Raw genomic sequence first — 21003 nt, 5'->3', positions numbered from 1 at the left:
TCGGTCGGGGTCTCAGGCGACGGCGCGGCGCACCAGCGTCTCGTTGTCGCGGGTGAGGTCGAGGATCGTGCGGAGCAGGCTGACGGGGGCGCCTCCGCTGCCCTCGTCGTAGCGGCGCAGTTCTTCGGCGTACGCCTTGCGGGCGAGGGTGAGGTGCCGGGCGCGGAAGGACTTGAGCAGGCGCAGGACCCGGGCCAGTGAGCGGGCGGAGGCGGCGAGCCGTGGGGGCAGGTCCCCGCCGCTCTCCCAACTGACGGCGGCGGACAGCTTGCCGACGGCGGAGACACCGCCGGCGTACCGGGCGTGGAAGTCCCGCCAGGCCGGCAGGGCGTAGGGCAGGGAGTCGGCGAGGAAGGCGTCGTAGGCGGGGTCGGGGCGGTCGCACTGCCAGAGGGTCAGGTCGACGAGCCAGAGGGGTATCTGGGCGGCGGCGGGGCCGAGGTAGCTGCGGCCGTCGACGTCGATCTCCTCGAAGTAGGGCCGCAGGGTGCGGGCGAAGTACTCGGGCGAGACCTGGGCGGCGGTGATGTCGATGGCGTCGACGACGGACTGGACGTGCTGGGCGGTGCGGTCGAGGGCGAGGGCGAAGCCGGGGTCGTACGGTTCGAGGCGGGCGACCCGGGCGCAGGTGTCGAGGGCGGCGACGAGCCCGGGGAAGGCCATCCGGACGGCTTCCTGGAGGTGGGCCTCCATGGGGTGGCCGGTGTAGGTGCGCCGGCGCGGGCCGGTCGGGTTCCAGGCCGTGTAGTGGTGGACGGTGTCGCGGGGCACCATGTCGGTGCGGCGGCCGATGAGTTCGAGGACGGGGAGGACCTCGGGCACGGCGGCGACGGGCTGCACGCCGTGACGTTTCAGCGAGCCGAGCAGGATGCCGAGGTCCCGCATGGCGGCGAGGGCGTCGACGACGCTCCACTGGGCGGCGCGGTCGAGGTCGGGGACGAGGGCGCGCAGGGCGACGGTGAGGGCCGGGGTGTCGGCGTCGGCGTTCATGGCGGGCAGGGCGGCGAGCACCGCGTCCGCGCCGAGCGGGTCGGCGGCGCGGATCTCGGCCGTCCGGTAGCGCGGGTCGGTGCGTTCGTCGAGTCCGGGCACGACGAGGTCGTACAGCGTCACGGGAAGCCCCCTCGGGAGCGGTAGGAGAGGTGTCGGGGGAGGCGCCGGACCGCTCGGGGCAGCGGTCAGCGCGGGTCGCCCACCCGGTCCGGGCGCGGTGGCGCCGTGGCAGGGGCGGGCGGACGCGGCCGTGCGGACAGGAGCGCGGCAGCGGCTGCGCAGGCCGCGCCCACGAGGAGCGCGGCACGGAAGCCGCCGGTCTCGGCGGCGGGGGTGGGGGTGCCCGGGGTGTCGGGCGTTCCGGGGATTCCGGTGACGGCGGTGGCGACGGCGACCAGGACGGCGAGTCCGAGCACCGAGCCGAACTGCTGGGCGGTGTTGACGAGTCCGGACGCCAGTCCGGTCTCCTCGGGCGCGGCGTCGGCGGTCGCGGCGACGTTGGTGGTGACCATGACGAGCGGCAGTGCGGCGCCCAGGAGCAGGCTGGGCGCGAGCACGGTGGTGGCGAAGCCGCCGTCGGGGGTGAGGGCGAACCCGAGCCAGAGCATGCCGGCGGCGAGGAGGGTGAATCCGGCGGTCATGGCGCGGGGCAGACCGAGCCGGGAGATCAGCCGCCCGGTCCGCGGGGCGACCGCCACGACGACCAGGGACAGCGGCAGCAGCCCGAGCCCGCCGCCGAGCGGGCCGTGTCCGAGCACCCGCTGAAGGTAGAGGCTGACCAGGAAGAACATCGGGAACAGCGCGGTCTGCGCGAGCGCGGCCAGCAGATTCGCCCGCCGCCGCGCGCCCCCGCGCCACACCGAGGGCGGCACGAGCGGCGCCGCGGCCCGCCGTTCGACGACCACGAACAGCCCGAGCAGCCCGAGCCCGCCGCCCGCGCAGACGAGCGTCACGGGGTCCAGCCACCCGTGCTCGCCCCCGCCGACCAGCGCGTACGCGAGCATCCCGAGCCCGCCGGTGACGGTGAGCGCCCCGGCGAGATCGAACCGCCGCGCGCCACCGGGCCCGGCGCCGCCACCGGCCGCCCGCCCACCGGCCGCCTGTGCGCCCGCGCCCGCGCCCGCGTCGGCCGGTGCCGGGAGGACGCGGATCGCCAGTGCCGCCAGCGCGGCCGCCGCCAGGACGTTCAGCCAGAAGGTGGAGCGCCAGCCGAGGAGGGCGGTGAGGGTGCCGCCGAGGGTGGTGCCGAGGACACCGCCGAGGCCGCCGGTCGCGGCGAAGACGCCGAGCGCGCGGTGGCGGGCTGGGCCGTCGGGGAAGAGGGCGAGCAGCAGGGCGAAGGCGGCGGCCGCGGCGAGGGCGGCGCCGACGCCCTGGGCGGCCCGGGCGGCGATCAGCGCGGCCGGGGCCGGGGCGAGCGCGCCGGCCGTGGAGGCGGCCGCGAGGAGGCCGAGGCCGGCGAGCAGCAGCCGGCGGTGACCGAGCAGGTCGGCGGCGCGCCCGCCGAGCAGCAGCAGCCCGCCGAAGGTGATCAGGTACGCGTTGGCGACCCAGGACAGGCCCGCCGAGCCGGAGCCCAGGTCGGCGCCGACCGACGGCAGGGCGACGTTCACGATCGCGGTGTCCATGATCAGCAGCAACTGGACGGTGGCGAGGACCGGGAGCGCGCCCCGGGACGCGGTGGGGCTGCTCACCGGCTCGTCCCCAGGTCGTAGCCGTCGAGGCAGGCGCGGGCCAGCGCCTCGCAGTCCTCGGCGGCGCCCGCGCCGGTCTGCATGGCGAGGTAGACGTGCGGCGCGCCCTGGTAGAAGCGCTCGTACTGCTCGTGCCGGCCGGCGAACTCGGAGCCGAGCGCGTCCCAGGCGAGCTTGAGGAGCTTGATCCGGTCCTCGGCCGGGTCGCCGGCGGTGCGGACGTACTGCCGCACCAGCGGCCCGAGTTCGGGGTGCAGCAGGTCGCGGCCGCTGGCCGGCAGCGCCAGGAGCGCGCCGCCCGCGAGCAGTTTGATGTCCTGGACGGCCCGGGGGTACAGCTCACCGGCCATGATCCGCTGGGCGAAGGAGATCTCCTGCCCGGTCCGTACGCCGCCGCGGCCGCCGTCGACCTGCTCCCAGGACGCCTCGGCGGCCAGGACGAACGCCTTGGCCTGGGCGACCATGCCGAGCAGCCGGCCGAGGGCCTGGGTGACGGCGGGCAGCTTGTCGGTGCCGTGGGAGCGGGTGATCAGGATCGCGAGGCCGGTGAGGAATTCCAGCTTGGTCCAGAAGCGGGTCGCCGACTGGTGGGTGAGGTTGAGGTAGGCGGGGGTCTTCCACCACATGGCGGCGGTGGTGACCGGGTCGCGGTAGGTGAGCACCCGTTCCCAGGGCACGAAGACGTCCCGGCAGACCAGGAGCGCGTCGTTCTCGTCGAAGCGCGCGGACAGCGGCTGGTCGAAGACGGAACGGGCCCGCTGCTCGTAGGAGGTGCGGGAGATCAGGGTGAGACCGGGGGTGTCGAGCGGCAGGGAGAAGGCGACGGCGTGCTCGGTGTCGTCGGCGGCGAGGGGTTCGATGGTGCCGACGAGGATCTCGTCGGCGAGGACGGCGCCGGTGCCGACGGTCTTGGCGCCGCGCACGACGATGCCGCCGTCGCGTTCCGCGACGACCCGCACGGCCTCCTCGGCGGGGTCGGTCAGCGTGAAGGCGCAGTGCAGGTCGCCTTCGGCGAGCCTGCGGTGGAAGGCGAGGGCGTTCTCGGCACCGTCGAAGGACTCCCCGGTGAAGGCGGCGGGCAGGGCGGCGAACCCGGCGGCGCCGGAGGCCATGTGGTCGGGCGTACGGCCGAGGAAGCCGTAACTCGCCTCGGCCGTCACCTTGTAGGCGCGGCGGCGGGCGACCAGGTCCTCGTACGAGCGGGGCACGGCGTAGGCCCGGTGCACCCCGCCGGTGACCAGGACGGGGCGCAGCGCCGGGTCGGCGGGGAGGTCGTGGAGCCGGGCGAAGGAGGCCGCCGCGGAGCGGAAGGCGGGGTGGGTGGTGACGTCCTTGACGCGTTCTCCGTCGAGCCAGATCTCGCGCCCGTCGCGTAACGCCTCCAGATACTCCTGCCCGGACCTCGTCACCGGTTCGTCGCCTCTCCTCGGGGTGCCACGGGGGTGCCGCGGGAGCGGTGCTCGCAGGGACGCCGCGGCCGTGCCGCCCCCGAGCCTCCACGGGCCGGGGCCCCGGAGGCAATGAACGTCCGTCCAGGGCTCCTTAAGAACCGTCCACGGTTCCTTGAGGAATCAACCGGGTGCGGCAGGACGGTGACCGCCCCGCCGGATCCGGCCGGCCGCCGCTCAGGCCGCCCGCTCCTCCCCCGCCCGGTATTCGCCGGGGGTCATGCCGAACCACTTGCGGAAGGCGAGGTGGAAGCCGACCGCGCTCTGGTAGCCGACCCGTTCCGGGACGCACGACTGGGGCAGGGTGGTCTCGGTGAGCAGCCGGGCGGCCTCCTGCATGCGGCGGCCGGTGAGGTGGCGGGCCGGGGACTCGCCGACGAGGTCGCGGAAGGCGGCGGTGAAGGCGGAGCGGGACATGCCGGCCTCGCGGGCCAGGGAGTCGATGGTCCAGGGTTCGGCGAACCGGGTGGCGATGACCACCAGGGCGCGGCTGATGCCGGGGTGGCGCAGCACGGGCAGGGAGTCGGGGTTGTCGGCGAGCTCGCGCAGCAGCGGGCGCAGGGCGAGGACGAGGGCCATCTCGAAGGCGCGCAGGGTGATGAGCCGGTCGCCGGGGCCGACGGGCCGGTCGGTGGAGGCGAGCAGCCGCAGGGTGTCGCGGAGCAGGGGTTCGCGGTCGACCTGGGCGCCGTCGAGGACGAGGGCCCAGGGCAGTGCGCGGTAGAGGCCGGTGGCGGCGCTGGCGTCGTAGTGGAGTCCGGCGCACAGCAGGCGGCTGGGGCCCCGGTGCCGTCGATGCGGATCTCGCCGGAGGTGCCGGGGGTGCGTTCGGGCAGGACGGCCTTGAGCGGCAGGCCCTGGCGTTCGGGCCGGTCGGAGAGCCGGTGGGCGACTCCGGTGGGGAAGACGATGAGGTCGCCGGCGCGCAGCTCGATCGGGGTCTGGCCGGCCGCGGTGATCCAGCAGCCGCCCTCGACGATGTAGTGCAGGACGGCGCAGCCCTCTTCGGCGTCGCCCTCGATGGCCCAGGGGGCGCTGACGTGCCAGCGGCTGTCGAAGACCCCGGTGAGGCGCAGCGGTGTGAGGAGTTCGCTCAGGAGGTCGTCGCGCTCGGCCTCGTTCCGGCCGGCCTCGCTCCGGCCGGCCTCGTCGCGGTCGGTACGACGGTCAGTGCCCTGGGTTCCCACGGTGGCCATGGACGATCCCTCAACTTCCGCCCCTGTTTGTTAATTGAACGGACGACACCGTCGCGACCAGCCTGGAGTGCAGCCGGACCGGCGGCGGTCACAGCCTATCGAAGGGCCTCATCGACACATGTCCAGTCAGAATCCGATACGGGTGGCGGTCGTGGGGGCGACCGGTTTCCAGGGCGGTGCCGTGGCCCGGCTGCTGGCCGGGCATCGGCACGTGGTGCGCACGCTGACGCGCCGCCCGGAGGGGGACCGCCCGCCGCTGCCGGGGGCGGAGTTCGTGGCGGGCGAGCTCGCGGCGCCGCACGACGTGATGCGGCTGTTCGACGGGGTGACGCACGCGTGCGTGACGATGCCGCTGGTGTACGAGGAGGAGCGGATCGGCCTGTACGCGGCGAACATCGCGCGGGCGGCGCGCGCGGCGGGCGTCGAGCGGCTGGTGTTCAACGCGAACACGCGGGTCCCGCCGGAGGTGACGACCGTACCGGCGTTCGAGACGCGGCGGCTCGCGGAGCGGGTCCTGCGGGACAGCGGGGTGCCGCTGGTGGTCGTGCGGCCCCCGGTGTATCTGGACAATCTCTTCTCGCCGTGGAACGGGCCGGCGCTGGTCGACGAGGGCGTCCTCGCCTATCCGCTGCCGGCGTCCGCGCCGGCCGCGTGGCTCTCGCACCAGGACCTGGCCCAGGCGGTGTACGCGGCGCTGACCGGGGACGGCCTGGTGGGGCGCACCTTCGACATCGGCGGGTCGGTGTCGCTGACGGGCCCGGATCTGGCGGCGGCGTTCGGCCGGGGCCTGGGGCGTGCGGTGCGGTACGTGCCACTGCGGCCCGAACTGTTCGAACGTGGAGTCGCACAGTTGCTCGGGCCGGAGACGGCGGCCGGGGTGGCGGGTGTCTACCACTACCTGGCCGACGGCGGTGATCCGCTGCTGATGGCGGGTGACGACGGGGTGTCGGCGGAGGCCCTCGGGGTGGCACCGGCGCCGGTGGAGGAGTGGGTGACCCGTCAGCCCTGGCAGGTGTGGTCGAACGACACGGAGGGTCAGCCCGCCTGAGCCGCCGCCGAGGTGCGGCCGTTCGGCCGTTCGGAGGACCTCCCGGACCCGGAGCCACGGACCGGATCCGGGGGGAACCGGCCCCGTCCCACAAGGACGGGGCCGGTTTCTTGTCCGGGACGCGTTCTTGTCGGTACGGCTACGCCCTAGTAGTTAACAAAGCGCCGGATTGCGCACCCGAAATCCGGGGGAAGGCTCCTTTCCGTACCCCGCAGGACTGTCTTCAGCCCCGCTATCCGAGTGAACGCGCACAGGAGCGGCGATGCCCGCGAGTCGCGGGCCGTCGACGGAGCTACAAAGAGCGCACACCACCCGCACCCTCGCGAACCGTCAGGTGATGCCGTGAATCCGCTCATGGGACGTATTCCCGTACTGGACGTCCGCCCGCTGGTCGACTGTGGCCGCCGTCCCGCGAAGGCGGTGGTGGGCGAGACCTTCGAGGTCACGGCCACCGTCTTCCGGGAGGGGCATGACGCGGTCGCCGCCAATGTCGTGCTGCGCGGCCCGTCCGGCCGGCCCGGCGCCTGGACCCCGATGCGGGAGCTGGCGCCCGGGACCGACCGGTGGGGCGCCGAGGTCACCCCCGATGCCGAGGGGCTGTGGACCTATCAGGTCGAGGCGTGGAGCGATCCGCTGACGACCTGGCGGCACACCGCCTCGATCAAGATCCCGGCCGGGATCGATTCGGAACTGGTGCTCGCCGAGGGCGCCGAGCTGCACGAGCGGGCCGCCAAGGGCGTGCCGAAGAAGGGCGGCGGCCGGGAGGCCGTGCTCGCCGTCGCGGACACGCTGCGCGACGAGTCCCGGCCGGCCGCGGTGCGGCTGGCGGCGGCGCTCGCGCCCCGGGTCCTCGAGACCCTGGCCCGCCACCCGCTGCGCGAACTGGTCAGCGCCTCTCCGAAGTTGCCGCTCCGGGTGGAGCGGGAGCGGGCCCTGTTCGGTTCCTGGTACGAGTTCTTCCCGCGCTCCGAGGGCGTACGGAAGGTGCGCGGGCGGACGGTGCCGGGCACCTTCCGTACGGCGGCCGAGCGGCTGCCGGCGATCGCCGCGATGGGTTTCGACGTGGTGTACCTGCCGCCGATCCACCCGATCGGCGTCACCCACCGCAAGGGCCCGAACAACTCGCTGTCGGCGAGCCCGGAGGACGTGGGCGTGCCGTGGGCGATCGGTTCGCCGGAGGGCGGGCACGACGCCGTCCACCCGGACCTGGGCACGATCGAGGACTTCGACGCCTTCGTGGCCCGGGCCCGTGAGCTGCGGCTTGAGATCGCCCTGGACTTCGCGCTGCAGTGTTCGCCGGACCATCCGTGGGTGGAGAAGCACCCGGAGTGGTTCCACCGCCGCCCGGACGGCTCGATCGCGTACGCCGAGAACCCGCCGAAGAAGTACCAGGACATCTATCCCATCGCGTTCGACAAGGACATGCACGGGATCGTCGCCGAGACGATCCGGGTGCTGCGGCACTGGATGGACCACGGGGTGCGGATCTTCCGCGTGGACAACCCGCACACCAAGCCGGTGGTGTTCTGGGAGCGGGTGATCGGCGAGATCAACCGCGCCGACCCGGACGTGATCTTCCTGGCGGAGGCGTTCACCCGGCCCGCGATGATGCACACCCTGGGCGCGATCGGCTTCCAGCAGTCGTACACGTACTTCACCTGGCGCAACACCAAGCAGGAGATCACGGAGTACCTGACGGAACTCTCCGGGGAGGCCGCCGCGCACATGCGGCCGAACCTCTTCGTGAACACCCCGGACATCCTGCACGCCTACCTCCAGCACGGCGGCCGGCCCGCGTTCGAGGTGCGGGCGGTGCTCGCCGCCACCCTCTCCCCCACCTGGGGCGTGTACGCCGGGTACGAGCTGTGCGAGAACACCCCGCTGCGCGAGGGCAGCGAGGAGTACCTGGACTCCGAGAAGTACCAACTGCGGCCGCGTGACTGGGAGTCGGCCGAGCGCTCGGGGGCCTCGATCGCGCCGCTGATCACCACCCTGAACCGGATCAGGCGCCGCCACCCGGCCCTGCGCCGGCTGCGGAACCTGACCTTCCACTCGACCGACAACGACTCCGTCATCGCGTACAGCAAGCGTTCGGGGCCGAACACCGTCCTGGTGGTCGCCAACCTCGACCCCCACCACACCCAGGAGGCCACGGTCTCGTTGAACATGCCGGAACTCGGGCTGGCCTGGCACGAGACCGTGCCGGTGCGCGACGAGCTCACCGGCGAGACCTATCACTGGGGCAGGGCCAACTACGTGCGTCTAGAGCCGGGTGTCACGCCCGCGCACGTACTCGTCCTGCGACCGTCCCCGCAGACCGGAGGGTCACCCACATCATGACTGTCAACGAACCCGTCCCCGACACCTTCGAGGACACCCCCGCCAAGGACCGCGATCCCGAGTGGTTCAAGCGGGCGGTCTTCTACGAGGTCCTGGTCCGCTCCTTCCAGGACAGCAACGGCGACGGCGTCGGCGACCTGAAGGGCATCACGTCCCGCCTGGACTACCTGCAGTGGCTGGGCGTGGACTGCCTCTGGCTGCCACCGTTCTTCGACTCGCCGCTGCGGGACGGCGGCTACGACGTCGCCGACTACACCTCCGTGCTGCCCGAGTTCGGGGACCTGGCCGACTTCGTGGAGTTCGTCGACGCGGCCCACCAGCGCGGCATGCGGGTGATCATCGACTTCGTCATGAACCACACCAGTGACGCCCACCCGTGGTTCCAGCAGTCGCGCACCGACCCGGACGGCCCGTACGGGGACTACTACGTCTGGGCCGACGACGACAAGCAGTTCGCGGACGCCCGGATCATCTTCGTCGACACCGAGACCTCCAACTGGACCTTCGACCCGGTCCGCAAGCAGTACTACTGGCACCGCTTCTTCTCCCACCAGCCGGACCTCAACTACGAGAACCCGGCGGTCCAGGAGGAGATCCTGTCCGCGCTGCGCTTCTGGCTCGACCTCGGCATCGACGGCTTCCGGCTCGACGCGGTGCCGTACCTGTACCAGCAGGAGGGCACCAACTGCGAGAACCTGCCGGCCACCCACGCCTTCCTCAAGCGGGTCCGCAAGGAGATCGACGACCACTACCCGGACACGGTGCTGCTCGCCGAGGCCAACCAGTGGCCGGAGGACGTCGTCGACTACTTCGGCGACTTCCGCTCGGGCGGCGACGAGTGCCACATGGCCTTCCACTTCCCGGTGATGCCGCGCATCTTCATGGCCGTGCGGCGCGAGTCCCGCCACCCGGTCTCAGAAATCCTGGCCAAGACCCCGGCGATCCCCTCCGGCTGCCAGTGGGGCATCTTCCTGCGCAACCACGACGAGCTCACCCTCGAGATGGTCACGGACGAAGAGCGCGACTACATGTACGCCGAGTACGCCAAGGACCCGCGGATGCGGGCCAACATCGGCATCCGGCGAAGGCTCGCCCCGCTGCTCGACAACGACCGCAAGCAGATGGAGCTGTTCACCGCCCTGCTGTTCTCGCTGCCGGGCTCGCCGGTGCTGTACTACGGCGACGAGATCGGCATGGGCGACAACATCTGGCTCGGCGACCGGGACGGGGTGCGCACCCCGATGCAGTGGACGCCCGACCGCAACGCGGGCTTCTCGTCCTGCGATCCGGGACGGCTCTACCTGCCGGCCATCATGGACCCGGTGCACGGCTACCAGGTCACCAACGTGGAGGCCGGGATGGCCTCGCCGTCCTCGCTGCTGCACTGGACGAAACGGATGATCGAGATCCGTAAGCAGAACCGTGCCTTCGGGCTCGGCTCGTACACCGAACTGCCCTCGTCCAATCCGGCCGTGCTGGCCTTCCTCCGCGAGGATGCCGACGACCTGGTGCTGTGCGTGAACAACTTCTCCCGGTTCGCGCAGCCGACGGAGCTGGACCTGCGGCGCTTCGACGGGGCGAAGCCGGTGGAGCTGATCGGCGGGGTGGAGTTCCCGCCGATCGGCCAGTGGCCGTATCTGCTGACGCTCGCCGGGCACGGCTTCTACTGGTTCCGCCTCAAGCAGTCCTGAAGTACCGTCGATTCAGTGCTGTCCCCTGTGGGGCGGTTTCCCCCGCCCCACTCTGGGCACTGTGTGACACAACGCTCACTCCCTGTACTTCAGGTCCATACGGGCCTTCTTGCCGGGCCCATACGGATCTTCCCCTCCGACACGTCCCGCACAGCCGGACAGCCCAAGCCGCCATCCGGGACACTCTGCGCATTTGAACGCTTACGAACACCCCTTGCGCACCCCGGGGAAAGGACGCGATGCCATGCCGGAGACCGCATCCACCACCCGGGCCCCGGACGCCCTCCTACCGTCGCTCACGCCCCTGCTGCACACCTGGCTGCCCCGGCAGCGCTGGTTCGCGGGCAAGGGCCGCCGGGTCACCGGGTTCACCCTGGACGCGGCCACCGAGTTGCTGCCGCTGGACGGCACCGGGCCCGGTCTCCTCCATCTGCTCGTACGGGTCGAGCAACCCGGCCGGCCGGCCGGCACGCCCGCCGACTGCTACCAGGTACTCCTGGGCGTACGCGGCCAGTTGCCGCCACGCCTCGCCCCCGCCCTGATCGGGCGGATCCGCCAGGGGCCGCTCGCCGGCCGGGCGGTCTACGACGGGCTGCGCGACCCGCGGCTCGCCGGACTGCTCTACGAACGGCTGCGCAGCCCCGGCCGGATCGGCCCGCTGCGCTTCCACACGACGGCCCCGCTGCCGCCCGCGCTCGCCCCGAGGGTCCTGGACGCCGAGCAGTCGAACTCGTCCCTCGTCTACGGAGATTCGTTCATCCTCAAGCTCTTCCGCCGGGTCAGCCCGGGCGCCAACCCGGACCTGGAACTGCCGCTGGCGCTCTCCCGGGCCGGTTGCGCCCGGGTGCCGGCGCCGGTCGCCTGGTTCGAGACGGACACGGCGACGCTGGGCGTGCTCCAGCCGTATCTGCGCGAGTCGCGGGACGGCTGGCGCCTCGCCCTCGACGCGCTCGCCGACGGACGGGACTTCACGCGGGAGGCGCACGCCCTGGGCCGGGCCACCGCCGAGGTGCACCTCGCCCTGGCGACCGCCCTGCCCACCGAGCGGCTGCCGCGCGACCGGGCGGAGCACCTGGCCGCCGCGATGGACGCCCGGCTGCACAGCGCCGCCCAGGCCGTCCCGGCGCTGCTGCCGTACGTGCCGGGGCTGCGGGCCGTGTTCGCGGCGGCCGGCGACTCCCTCGGCTCGGGCCGGCTCCAGCGGATCCACGGCGACCTGCACCTCGGGCAGACGCTGCGCGGCTCCGACGGCGCCTGGGCGGTGATCGACTTCGAGGGCGAGCCCGCGAAGCCGCTCGACGAGCGGCGCAGTCCGCAGCCGCCGGTCCGCGACATCGCCGGCATGCTCCGCTCCTTCGACTACGCGGCGCGCACGCACCGCCCCTGGAACGCGGAGTGGGCGGCCCGCTGCCGGGCCGCCTACTGCACCGGATACGCGGAGGCGTCCGGCACGGACCCCCGCGACCACCCGGCGCTGCTGCGCGCCTACGAGACGGACAAGGCCGTCTACGAGGTCGTCTACGAGGCCCGCCACCGCCCGGACTGGCTCCCGGTCCCGATGGCGGCGATCCACCGCCTGGCGGGCCGCGAGTGATGTCCCGCGCCCGCGCCGGACGCGCCCTCCGCACCGGTGCGGGCGGCGCGCCCCGGGGGCGACCCGTTCGGAGCAACGGCGGCCCGCGCGGCGGGCGTCCCGCCTGCGGGGGAACGGACGGGGCCCGTTCGGCCGAGTGTCCCGAGCGGAACGCGCCGCGTTGCGCTTGCGTGGAAAGCGCCACTCCCCCGCTCGACCCCGTCTTTCCCCCTTCCCGTTCCCTTCCCCTTCCCTTTTTCTGGAGGCATCCCGGTGACCGCCCGATCCGCAGGCAGGACAGCCCGCAAGCCGAAGACGCCCGCTCCCCGGGCCGAGGCCAAGCCGGAAGGCCAGGACCGGGCCGCCGTACGGAAGGCTCCGCCCCTCGACGCGGGCGACCGGGCCCGGCTGCTCGCCGGTGAGCACCACGACCCGCACGCGCTGCTCGGCGCCCACCCCGTGCGGGGCGGCATCGCGGTGCGGGTGCTGCGCCCGTGGGCCCGGGAGGTCGTCGTCCTGGCGAAGGGGAAACGGTACGTCCTGCACGACGAGGGCGACGGCCTCTTCACCGGCGTGCTGCCGCTCCTGCGCAAGGTCCCGGACTACGAGCTCCGGGTCCGCTACGACGGCGACGAGATCGCGGTCGACGACCCGTACCGCTTCCTGCCCGCCCTCGGCGAGCTCGATCTGCACCTGATCGGCGAGGGCCGCCACGAGGAGCTGTGGACGGCGCTCGGCGCGCGGGTCATGACCCACCAGGGGGTGACCGGCACCCGCTTCACGGTGTGGGCGCCGAACGCGCGCGGCGTGCGGGTCACCGGCGACTGGACGTACTGGGACGGCACCGCCCTGCCGATGCGCTCGCTCGGCTCGGCGGGTGTGTGGGAGCTGTTCGTGCCGGGGATCGGCGAGGGCGCGGTCTACAAGTTCGACATCGCCCGCCCGGACGGCTCGCACACCCTGCGGGCCGACCCGATGGCCCGCCGCACCGAGTGCCCGCCGAACACCGCGTCGATCGTGACCGCCGACCACCACGTGTGGCAGGACGAGGAGTGGATGGCCCGGCGCGGGGCGCGGCCCCACCACGAGGCGCCGCTCTCCGTCTACGAGGTGCACCTGCCGTCCTGGCGGCCGGGGCTCACGTACCGGGAACTGGCCGAGCAACTTCCCGCGTACGTCGCCGATCTCGGCTTCACGCACGTGGAGTTCATGGCCGTCGCCGAGCACCCCTTCCACGGCTCCTGGGGCTACCAGGTCACCGGCTTCTACGCGCCGACGGCCCGCATGGGCACGCCCGACGACTTCCGCTTCCTGGTGGACGCGCTGCACCGGGCCGGCATCGGCGTCCTGATGGACTGGGTGCCCGCGCACTTCCCGCGCGACGACTGGGCCCTCGCCGAGTTCGACGGGCGCCCGCTGTACGAGCACGAGGACCCGCGCCGCTCGGCCCACCCGGACTGGGGCACCCTGGAGTTCGACTACGGCCGCAAGGAGGTGCGGAACTTCCTCGTCGCCAACGCGGTCTACTGGTGCGAGCAGTTCCACCTCGACGGCCTGCGGGTGGACGCGGTCGCCTCGATGCTCTACCTGGACTACTCGCGGGAGCACGGCGAGTGGCTGCCGAACGAGTTCGGCGGGCGGGAGAACCTCGACGCGGTGGCCTTCCTGCAGGAGATGAACGCCACCGTGTACAAGCGCTGCCCCGGCGTCATCACCTTCGCCGAGGAGTCCACCGCCTGGGACGGGGTGACCCGGCCGACCGACCAGGTGGGCCCGGGCGGCTTCGGCGGGCTCGGCTTCGGCATGAAGTGGAACATGGGCTGGATGCACGACTCCCTCGGCTACGTCCAGAAGGATCCGGTGCACCGCAAGTACCACCACCACGAGATGACCTTCTCGATGGTGTACGCGTACAGCGAGAACTACATCCTGCCGATCTCCCACGACGAGGTCGTGCACGGCAAGCGGTCCCTGGTGTCGAAGATGCCGGGCGACTGGTGGCAGCGGCGCGCCAACCACCGCGCGTACCTGGGCTTCATGTGGGCCCACCCGGGCAAGCAACTGCTGTTCATGGGCCAGGAGTTCGCGCAGGGCGCGGAGTGGTCGGCGGAGCACGGTCCCGAGTGGTGGCTGATGGACGAGACGTACCACTCGGCCGGTGACCACCGGGGCGTACGGGATCTGGTGCGGGACCTGAACACGGTGTACACGGCGACGCCGGCGCTGTGGGAGCGGGACACCTCCCCCGAGGGCTTCCAGTGGATCGCGGGCGACGCGGCCGAGGACAACGTCTTCGCCTTCCTCCGCTTCGACGCGGCCGGTTCCCCGCTCCTCGCGGTGTGCAACTTCTCCCCGGTGGTGCGGCACGACTACCGGCTCGGCGTGCCGGACACCTTCGCCGCCTGGTCGGAGGTGCTCAACACGGACGCGGCCCGCTACGGCGGCGGCGGCGTGGTGGGCACCGACCCGGTGAAGACCGAGTCGGTGCCGTGGCACGGCCGTCCGGCGAGCGTACGGATGACGCTGCCGCCGCTGGCGACGGTCTGGCTCAGGCCGGCGTGATCAGGCCGGCCTGATCACGCCGAGGCGCTGGGTGGCCCGGGTCAGTGCCACGTACAGGTCGTTGATCCCGTGCGGGGCGCCGGCCCGGATGCCGTCGGGGTCGACGACGAGGACGGTGTCGAACTCCAGGCCCTTGGCCTGGCGCGGGTCGAGCAGGACGACCGGGCGCGTCAGGTCGGGCGTGGGGCCGTAGGAGGCGTCGGGCAGGGCCTCGATCAGCCCGGGGTGGAGTGCGGGCGGCGCGATCACGGCGAGCCGCCCCTCGGGCCGTGCCTCGGCCGCGACCGCGTCGGCGGCCTCCTTCACCGGATCCTCGACGGTGCGGTCCCAGGGCTCGACGCCCGTGGACCGCACCGAGCTCGGCGGCTCGAAGTCCGGGTCGGCCTCGCGGCGCACGGCGGCGGCGACCGCCATGATCTCGGCCGGGGTGCGGTAGTTGACGCCCAGCCGGACGAGCTCCCAGCGGTCCTGCACGTACGGCGCGAGGATCTCCTCCCAGGCGCCGACGCCGGCCGGGTCACCGGTCTGCGCGGGGTCGCCGACCAGGGTCATGGAGCGGGTGGGGCTGCGGCGCATCAGCAGCCGCCACAGCATCGCGGACAGCTCCTGCGCCTCGTCGACGATGATGTGCCCGAACGCCCAGGTGCGGTCGGCGGCGGCGCGTTCGGCGGCGCTGCGGTGGTCGGCCTCCTCGTGCCGTTCGGCGAAGCGCTCGGCGTCGATGATGTCGTGCGCGGACAGCACCTCGGAGGCGTCCTTGTCGAGCTCCTCCTTGTCCTCGAACTCGTAGGTGCGCGAGGCGTAGGAGACGTCGAGGACGCCCTGCGCGTACTGGATCCGCTTCTGCCGCTCGGCCTCCTCGGCGGCGCGGGCGGCGGCGTCGTCCTCGCCGAGGAGCTCGGCGGCCTCGTCGAGGAGCGGGACGTCGGCGGGGGTCCAGGCGCCGCCCTCGCGGCGGATGGCGGCGGCGTCCTCCTCGTCGAGGTGGGTGGGCTCGGCGAGGTAGTCGGCGAGGAACTCCTGCGGGGTGAGGGGCGGCCAGAGGGTGTCGAGGGCGCTGTGCACCTCGGGGTTGGCGGCGACGCCCTTGGCGAGCAGGGCGCGGTCGTCGGGGCCGAGGAAGTTGGGGCCGCCGTAGGGGTCGGCGCCGATGCGGTCGGCGAGCTGCTCGGCCAGCGCGTCGAGGATCGCGAAGACGAAGTAGGGCCGGGCCAGGTTGTGCGGCAGGAAGGTCTCGCGGGCCCGGTGGCGGGCTTCGAGGGCCATGTCCCAGTCGATGACGAGGTCGCCGTCCTCGTGCGGGACGATCAGCGGCGCGCCGCGCTCGGGGACCTGCTGGCAGTCCCGTACGGCCCGCGCGAGCGCCTCGGCCATGGCGGCCGAGCCCTTGACGGCGGCGGCGCGGGGCGTGTCGGTGCCGGTGGCGCGGACGCCGGGGAAGAGCTCGCCGGGGGTGGCGAGGAGGACGCCGGTCTCGCCGAGGGAGGGCAGCACGTTGCCGATGTAGCCGAGGAAGGCCGGGTTGGGGCCGACGATGAGCACGGCCCGCTTGGCGAGCTGCTCGCGGTGGGCGTAGAGGAGGTACGCGGCGCGGTGCAGGGCGACCGCGGTCTTGCCGGTGCCGGGGCCGCCCTCGACGACGAGGACGCCGCCGTGCGGGGAGCGGATGATGGCGTCCTGCTCGGCCTGGATGGTCTGCACGATGTCGTGCATGCGGCCGGTGCGGGCGGCGTCGAGCGCGGCGAGCAGCACCTCGTCGGCGTCGCGGTTCTCGTGGCCGGTGCGGGTGGCGTCGGCCAGGTCGAGGACCTCGTCGTGGAGCGAGACGACCTCGCGGCCCTGGGTGGTGATGTGGCGCCTGCGCCGCAGCCCCATCGGCTCGTAGCCGGTGGCGAGATAGAAGGGGCGGGCGACCTCGGCGCGCCAGTCGATGACGAGCGGGGTGCGGTGGGGGTCGTCCTTGCGAATGCCGAGGCGGCCGATGTGGTGGTCGCGGCCGTCCCGGAAGACGAGCCGGCCGAAGCAGAGGCCGCTCTCGCCCGCGTTGAGGGCGGCGAGCAGCCCGGACTGCTCGGCGACGAGCACGTCCCGCTCCAGACGCGCCTGCGCGCTGCCCGCACCGGGCGTGGCGAGCGCCGTCGCGACACCGGCCTCGGCCTGGTCCCTCAGGGCGTCGAGTCGGGCGTAGAGCTCGGTGATGAATTTCTGCTCGTTCCGAAATTCTTCGGTTGACAATTCGACTCCCGCCGCGATACAGTGCGTATTACTGAATACGTGAGCGCGCTTTGCTGTGCACACGCAGAGCCAACCAATATAGTCGCCGAATTACCCCGCCTGTCAATTCTAGGTCGGGGTATTTTTGTGTGCCATGAGCAGCAGCGGCCCGCCGGGTGGGTGGGCTGGTGCCCGGCGGATAAATGCCGGGCGCGGTGGGGCCGGGCCTTGTACGGTCGGGCGTATGAAGCGCGCTGCCGTTCTCACGACGACGCCGGAGAGTGTCCCGGCGCGCTGACAGGTGTCCTTGTCCGAAGCCCCGGGGCGAACGCCCCGGGGCTTCGTCGTGTCGGCGCCGGGGGCCGTTCCCCCGACCCACACGAGGAGTGACCGTGAACGAATCCGGAAACGTCGTCGACCACCGCAGGCTCGGCCGGGAGCTGGACCTGTTCGACACCGATCCGCTGATCGGGGCCGGGCTGCCGTACTGGCTGCCCGACGGGGCCGTGGTCCGGGCCGCGCTGGAGGAGTACGTGCGGGAGGCGGAGCGGCGGGCCGGGTACCGGCACGTGTACTCGCCCGTGCTCGGCAAACGCGAGCTGTACGAGATCTCCGGGCACTGGTCGCACTACGGCGACGACATGTTCCCGCCGATGGAGGTCGGCGGAGAGCACTTCGTGATGCGGCCCAGCCTCTGCCCGCACCACGCGGTGATCTTCCGCTCCCGGCCCCGCAGCCACCGCGATCTCCCCCTGCGCATGGCGGAGTTGGGCGGCATGTACCGCTCGGAGCTGTCCGGCGTGCTCGGCGGGCTCACCCGCGTCCGGGCCATCCAGCTCAACGACGCCCATGTCTTCTGCACCCTCGACCAGGTCGCCGAGGAGGCCGCCGGGGCCCTGGAGCTGATCCGCCGGGCGTACGCGGTGATGGGCATCGAGCCGGCCCGGTACCGGCTCTCGCTGCCCGGTCCTGGCGGGAAGTACGTCGCCGCGCCCGAGAAGTGGGAGCGGTCGACCGCCCTGCTGCGCGAGGTCCTGGACGCCTCCGGGATCGCCTACGAGGAGGGCGAGGGCGAGGCCGCGTTCTACGGACCCAAGATCGACGTGCAGGTCGCCGACCCGGCCGGCCGCGAGTCGACCCTGTCCACCGTCCAGGTCGACTTCCACCAGCCCGAGCGGTTCGACCTGCGCTACATCGGCCCGGACGGCGGCAGGCACCGTCCCGTGATGGTCCACCGCTCCGTCATCGGCAGCGTGGAGCGCGCCGTCGCCCACCTCGTCGAGCGCCACGCCGGCGCCTTCCCGGCCTGGCTCGCGCCCGTGCAGCTCGTCGTCCTGCCCGTCTCGGACGAGGCCGTCCCGGCCGCCGCCCGCCTCGCCGACCGGTGCGTCGAACGGGGCCTGCGCGCCGAGGTCCTCGCCGCGGACCGCGGCAGCCTGGGCGCCCGGATCCGCGCGTCCCGCCTCGTCCCGTACCAGGCGGTCATCGGCCCGAAGGAGGCCGCCGCCGACCGGGTCTCCGTCCGCCTCCGCGACGGGCGACGGCTCGACCCGCTGCCGGCCGCGGAACTCCTCGACCGGGTGGGTGCGATGGTGGCGGCGCGCTCGACCGGGCTGTGGGACTAGGACGCGGCTTCCTCCGGGAAGAGCGGGGCCAGCGCGGTCATCAGGCGCGTGGTCAGGTCCTGTCGTACGGACGCGGTGTCCGGGTGGTCGTGCGGGAAGCCGTCCCAGTCGACCTCTCGGGCGGCCCTCTCGAACATGCCGAGGTTCAGCGACTCGTTCCGGTAGCCCGGCCACTCGTCCGCCTCGCGCAGCACCGTCTCCAGGAGGCCGAGCGGCATCGTGCAGCTCTCGGCGAGGAGGACGGCGTCGTAGAGGTCCTTGGCCTGGGGGTACGTGTCGCAGCTCAGCCACATGAGCTTCCAGGCCAGGGAGAGCTCGCGGTCCGCCGCCGTCAGCCGCACGCCGGCGACCTCGGCCGGGCGGGGCGGGACGGGGAGGCGCTCGTTGAAGACGAAGTCGAGCTGGACCTGGCCGCCGGGGAGGCCGGGGGCGCTCCAGGGGATGACGAGGCGCCGGCCGGGGACCCGCTCGTACGTCCAGATGTCCTCGGACACGGCCCCCTCGGCGGACAGCCGGATGTCGCCGCGCCGTTCCCGGGCGAGCCGTTCGGCGGCCTCGGCGATGCCGTCGAGGAGGGCGCGGGTGCGGGGCTCCTCGATGTGCCAGGTGTCGGGGACGACGACGAAGTCGATGTCCTTGGGCGCGCGGGCGGCGTCCCCGAACCAGGCCGACATCAGCATGCTGCCGCGCAGCACCAGGGAGTCCGCCCACGACGACCCGGCGACGGCCGCGAGGACGAGGTCGAGGGCCGTACGGCGGGCGGCCTGCCAGCGGGCCCGCAGCGCGGGGTCCTCGACGACCTCGTCGGTGGGCTGGAAGGCTTCGTCGAAGTGCTTGAGGGCGGGGTCGAAGACCCGGTGCCGGACGGCGGCGTCCCCGATGCCCGCGGTCAGGGTGCGGGGCAGCTCTTCCCTGCGGCTCACGTACGCGGCGCGGCTCTCGCCGGTGGTGCCCGGCCCCGCGGGGTTCTCTGTCATGCGGTCTCCTCCAGCCATCCCTCGTCCACGGACAGGTCGCTGTCCGAGAGCACGAACTCCCGCTCCTCCGCGACCACCTCGTATCCGGCGGCCACCAGCGCGGCCAGCAGCCCGTCGCAGGCGCGGCCCGCGGCCGGCGCCGGGCCCGGATGCCGCTGGGTCACGAAACGCTCGTGCCGTCCGCCCGGGCCCGGCAGGACCCGGCGGGCGTTCCACGAGACGTGCGCGCCGTGCGGCACGACGAGGGCTTCGAGCGCGGCACGGTCGTAGGCGGCGGGCAGCGCCAGCTTCAGGTGGTGCTCGTAGTAGCCGCCGCCCGGTCCGGCGGGCTCCTCGCTCCACGGCACCGTCTCGACCTTGACCCGCACCGGTTCGAAACCGGCCGCCCGCAGCCCGGCCACGACCGCCGGATGGCCGGTGCGGTCGGGCAGGGTCAGCATCGGCTGGACGGGCATCCGGCCCCGGGCGAGGACGATGGTGGTCACCTTCAGCCCCCGCTCCGCCGCCCACCCGTCGAGCCGGGCCCGCTCCTCCTCGGTCCGGCAGCGGACCGTCACATGCGTCTCGTACACCTCGCCCCCTCGTACACCGGAGCGAGTGTGTCAGACGGGCCGCCGGCGGATCATCCGGGTTTCCGCGGCCGGCCGTAGGCTCACAGCCGACGGACGACAGGAGATCGGCATGTGGAAGCGGGCCCTCGACCGGGCCGGGATCGGCGCACCCCGGCTGCGACGGGACTACACGGAGCAGCGGCGGGCGGTGCGGCGGTACCGGCCCGCCGAGTACGCGGCGGCGCGGCTGCTGCTGCCCGCCGGGCTGCTGCCGCACGTCGTGGCCGCCGTCGCCTTCATGCACGAGACGGACGACCGGATCGACCGGGGTGCCGAAGAGGAGCGCGCGGGCGCGCTCGCGGAGTGGGAAGGGCTCGTCCGGAAGGCGTTCGCGGAAGGCGACTCGGGGCTGCCGGTGCTGCGCTGCCTGACGCGCACCGCCGAGCGGCACCCGGAGGTGCGCGGGCACGTGGAGGAGTTCCTGCGGGGCAGTGCGCGCGAGGTGGCGTGGCGGACCCTCGCGGACGACGAGGACCTGGAGCGGTACGTACGGGAGTACTCCCTGCCCGGGCTGATGCTGACGGCCTGTCTGCTCGCGCCCGCGGAGCCGTCCGCGCGGGAGGCGTTCACCGCCCACTGCCATGTGCTCATCCGCTCCATGCAGCGCCTCGACTTCCTGGAGGACCTGGCCGAGGACGTGCGCGCGGGCCGGCCCGGCGTCCCGGCCGACGCGGTGGCGCGGCACGGCGCGGACCTGACGCGGCCGGGGCCCGGCCTCGGCCGGCTCGTCGAGGAGCAGGCGGACCGGGCCGCGGCGGACCTGGTGGCGGCGGCCGCGCTCGTGGGCGTGGCCGCTCCGGCGTACCGGCCCTTCGTCCGGGCCCTCACCGGGGTCCAGCGCCTCCGCCTCGACGCGGTGCGCCGCGCCGGACCGGCGCTGGCCGCCCGCCCGTCGGGCCCGCCGGCGCTGCGGGCGGCCGCCCTGCTGCTCCGCGAGACGGCACGGGCCCGGCTCGGTCGGCGGAGCGTGTAGCCGGACGCGGGGGCGGGGGTCCGGGCGGGCCCGGACGGGGGCGTGGACGAGGGCGCGG

Annotated in this window: 14 protein-coding genes and 1 pseudogene; 7 read left to right on the top strand and 8 right to left on the bottom strand. The window is 73.5% G+C overall.

What is annotated here, in order from left to right; translation table 11 throughout:
* Positions 1–12: 12 nt before the first annotated feature.
* The 5 genes and pseudogenes from ABZ135_RS16110 to ABZ135_RS16090 form a co-directional block, all read right to left on the bottom strand.
* A complete protein-coding gene (locus ABZ135_RS16110) occupies positions 13–1113 on the bottom strand; it encodes a monodechloroaminopyrrolnitrin synthase PrnB family protein (RefSeq protein ID WP_356696059.1) in 1101 nt (366 codons plus the stop codon).
* Positions 1114–1178: 65 nt separating this feature from the next.
* The gene (locus ABZ135_RS16105; protein ID WP_356696057.1) at positions 1179–2687 is read right to left on the bottom strand and encodes an MFS transporter; all 1509 of its coding nucleotides are present in this window, start codon (positions 2685–2687) and stop codon (positions 1179–1181) included.
* Positions 2684–4096, bottom strand: a complete 1413-nt coding sequence (locus tag ABZ135_RS16100) for a 4-hydroxyphenylacetate 3-hydroxylase N-terminal domain-containing protein (RefSeq protein ID WP_356696055.1) — start codon at positions 4094–4096, stop codon at positions 2684–2686. The genes ABZ135_RS16105 and ABZ135_RS16100 overlap by 4 nt, the downstream gene beginning before the upstream one ends.
* 216 nt (positions 4097–4312) lie before the next feature.
* Complete coding sequence (locus ABZ135_RS16095) at positions 4313–4714, bottom strand: AraC family transcriptional regulator (protein ID WP_356696175.1); 402 nt, start codon at positions 4712–4714, stop codon at positions 4313–4315.
* Between the two features lie 30 nt (positions 4715–4744).
* A pseudogene (locus tag ABZ135_RS16090) lies at positions 4745–5331 on the bottom strand (cupin domain-containing protein); the annotation flags it as partial.
* A 118-nt stretch (positions 5332–5449) separates the two neighbouring features.
* Here ABZ135_RS16090 and ABZ135_RS16085 point away from each other — a divergent pair.
* The 5 genes from ABZ135_RS16085 (at position 5450) to glgB (ending at position 14545) form a co-directional block, all read left to right on the top strand.
* The gene (locus ABZ135_RS16085) at positions 5450–6379 is read left to right on the top strand and encodes an NmrA family NAD(P)-binding protein (RefSeq protein ID WP_356696053.1); all 930 of its coding nucleotides are present in this window, start codon (positions 5450–5452) and stop codon (positions 6377–6379) included.
* Between the two features lie 354 nt (positions 6380–6733).
* Positions 6734–8719, top strand: coding sequence for an alpha-1,4-glucan--maltose-1-phosphate maltosyltransferase (locus ABZ135_RS16080; protein WP_356696051.1), 1986 nt, complete (start codon positions 6734–6736; stop codon positions 8717–8719).
* A complete protein-coding gene (gene treS / locus ABZ135_RS16075; protein WP_356696050.1) occupies positions 8716–10410 on the top strand; it encodes a maltose alpha-D-glucosyltransferase in 1695 nt (564 codons plus the stop codon). The genes ABZ135_RS16080 and treS overlap by 4 nt, the downstream gene beginning before the upstream one ends.
* A gap of 244 nt (positions 10411–10654) precedes the next feature.
* Complete coding sequence (locus ABZ135_RS16070) at positions 10655–12004, top strand: maltokinase (RefSeq protein WP_356696048.1); 1350 nt, start codon at positions 10655–10657, stop codon at positions 12002–12004.
* Positions 12005–12391: 387 nt separating this feature from the next.
* Positions 12392–14545, top strand: a complete 2154-nt coding sequence (gene glgB / locus ABZ135_RS16065; RefSeq protein ID WP_356696173.1) for a 1,4-alpha-glucan branching enzyme — start codon at positions 12392–12394, stop codon at positions 14543–14545.
* Here glgB and ABZ135_RS16060 read toward each other — a convergent pair whose 3' ends face one another.
* Positions 14546–16780, bottom strand: a complete 2235-nt coding sequence (locus tag ABZ135_RS16060) for a UvrD-helicase domain-containing protein (protein WP_356696046.1) — start codon at positions 16778–16780, stop codon at positions 14546–14548.
* Positions 16781–17151: 371 nt separating this feature from the next.
* Here ABZ135_RS16060 and thrS point away from each other — a divergent pair, with 371 nt between their 5' ends.
* Positions 17152–18384: a threonine--tRNA ligase gene (thrS, locus tag ABZ135_RS16055; protein WP_356696044.1), complete on the top strand. Its 1233-nt coding sequence runs from the start codon at positions 17152–17154 to the stop codon at positions 18382–18384.
* On the opposite strand, the gene ABZ135_RS16050 is transcribed toward thrS, so the two are convergent.
* Complete coding sequence (locus tag ABZ135_RS16050; RefSeq protein ID WP_356696042.1) at positions 18381–19361, bottom strand: nucleotidyl transferase AbiEii/AbiGii toxin family protein; 981 nt, start codon at positions 19359–19361, stop codon at positions 18381–18383. The two genes, thrS and ABZ135_RS16050, sit on opposite strands and share 4 nt — an antisense overlap.
* Entirely contained in the window at positions 19358–19933 is a 576-nt protein-coding gene (locus ABZ135_RS16045) for a hypothetical protein (RefSeq protein ID WP_356696040.1), read from the bottom strand. Before ABZ135_RS16045 ends, ABZ135_RS16050 begins: the two co-directional genes overlap by 4 nt.
* Before the next feature lie 109 nt (positions 19934–20042).
* Between ABZ135_RS16045 and ABZ135_RS16040 the strand changes: the two genes are divergently transcribed.
* Entirely contained in the window at positions 20043–20945 is a 903-nt protein-coding gene (locus ABZ135_RS16040; protein ID WP_356696038.1) for a squalene/phytoene synthase family protein, read from the top strand.
* Positions 20946–21003: the final 58 nt, after the last annotated feature.

It is taken from the genome of Streptomyces sp. NPDC006339 (assembly GCF_040612775.1).
GTDB lineage: Bacteria > Actinomycetota > Actinomycetes > Streptomycetales > Streptomycetaceae > Streptomyces.
Note: the sequence above shows the minus strand (reverse complement) of the source record. Positions and strands in the feature narration are given on the sequence as shown.

Bases quoted from the DNA above. Each gene is read 5' to 3' on its own strand.
- ABZ135_RS16095 (WP_356696175.1), bottom strand. From the start codon at position 4,714: ATGGCCCTCGTCCTCGCCCTGCGCCCGCTGCTGCGCGAGCTCGCCGAC.
- ABZ135_RS16085 (WP_356696053.1), top strand. From the start codon at position 5,450: ATGTCCAGTCAGAATCCGATACGGGTGGCGGTCGTGGGGGCGACCGGT.
- ABZ135_RS16080 (WP_356696051.1), top strand. From the start codon at position 6,734: ATGGGACGTATTCCCGTACTGGACGTCCGCCCGCTGGTCGACTGTGGC.
- treS (WP_356696050.1), top strand. From the start codon at position 8,716: ATGACTGTCAACGAACCCGTCCCCGACACCTTCGAGGACACCCCCGCC.
- ABZ135_RS16070 (WP_356696048.1), top strand. From the start codon at position 10,655: ATGCCGGAGACCGCATCCACCACCCGGGCCCCGGACGCCCTCCTACCG.
- ABZ135_RS16050 (WP_356696042.1), bottom strand. From the start codon at position 19,361: ATGACAGAGAACCCCGCGGGGCCGGGCACCACCGGCGAGAGCCGCGCC.
- ABZ135_RS16040 (WP_356696038.1), top strand. From the start codon at position 20,043: ATGTGGAAGCGGGCCCTCGACCGGGCCGGGATCGGCGCACCCCGGCTG.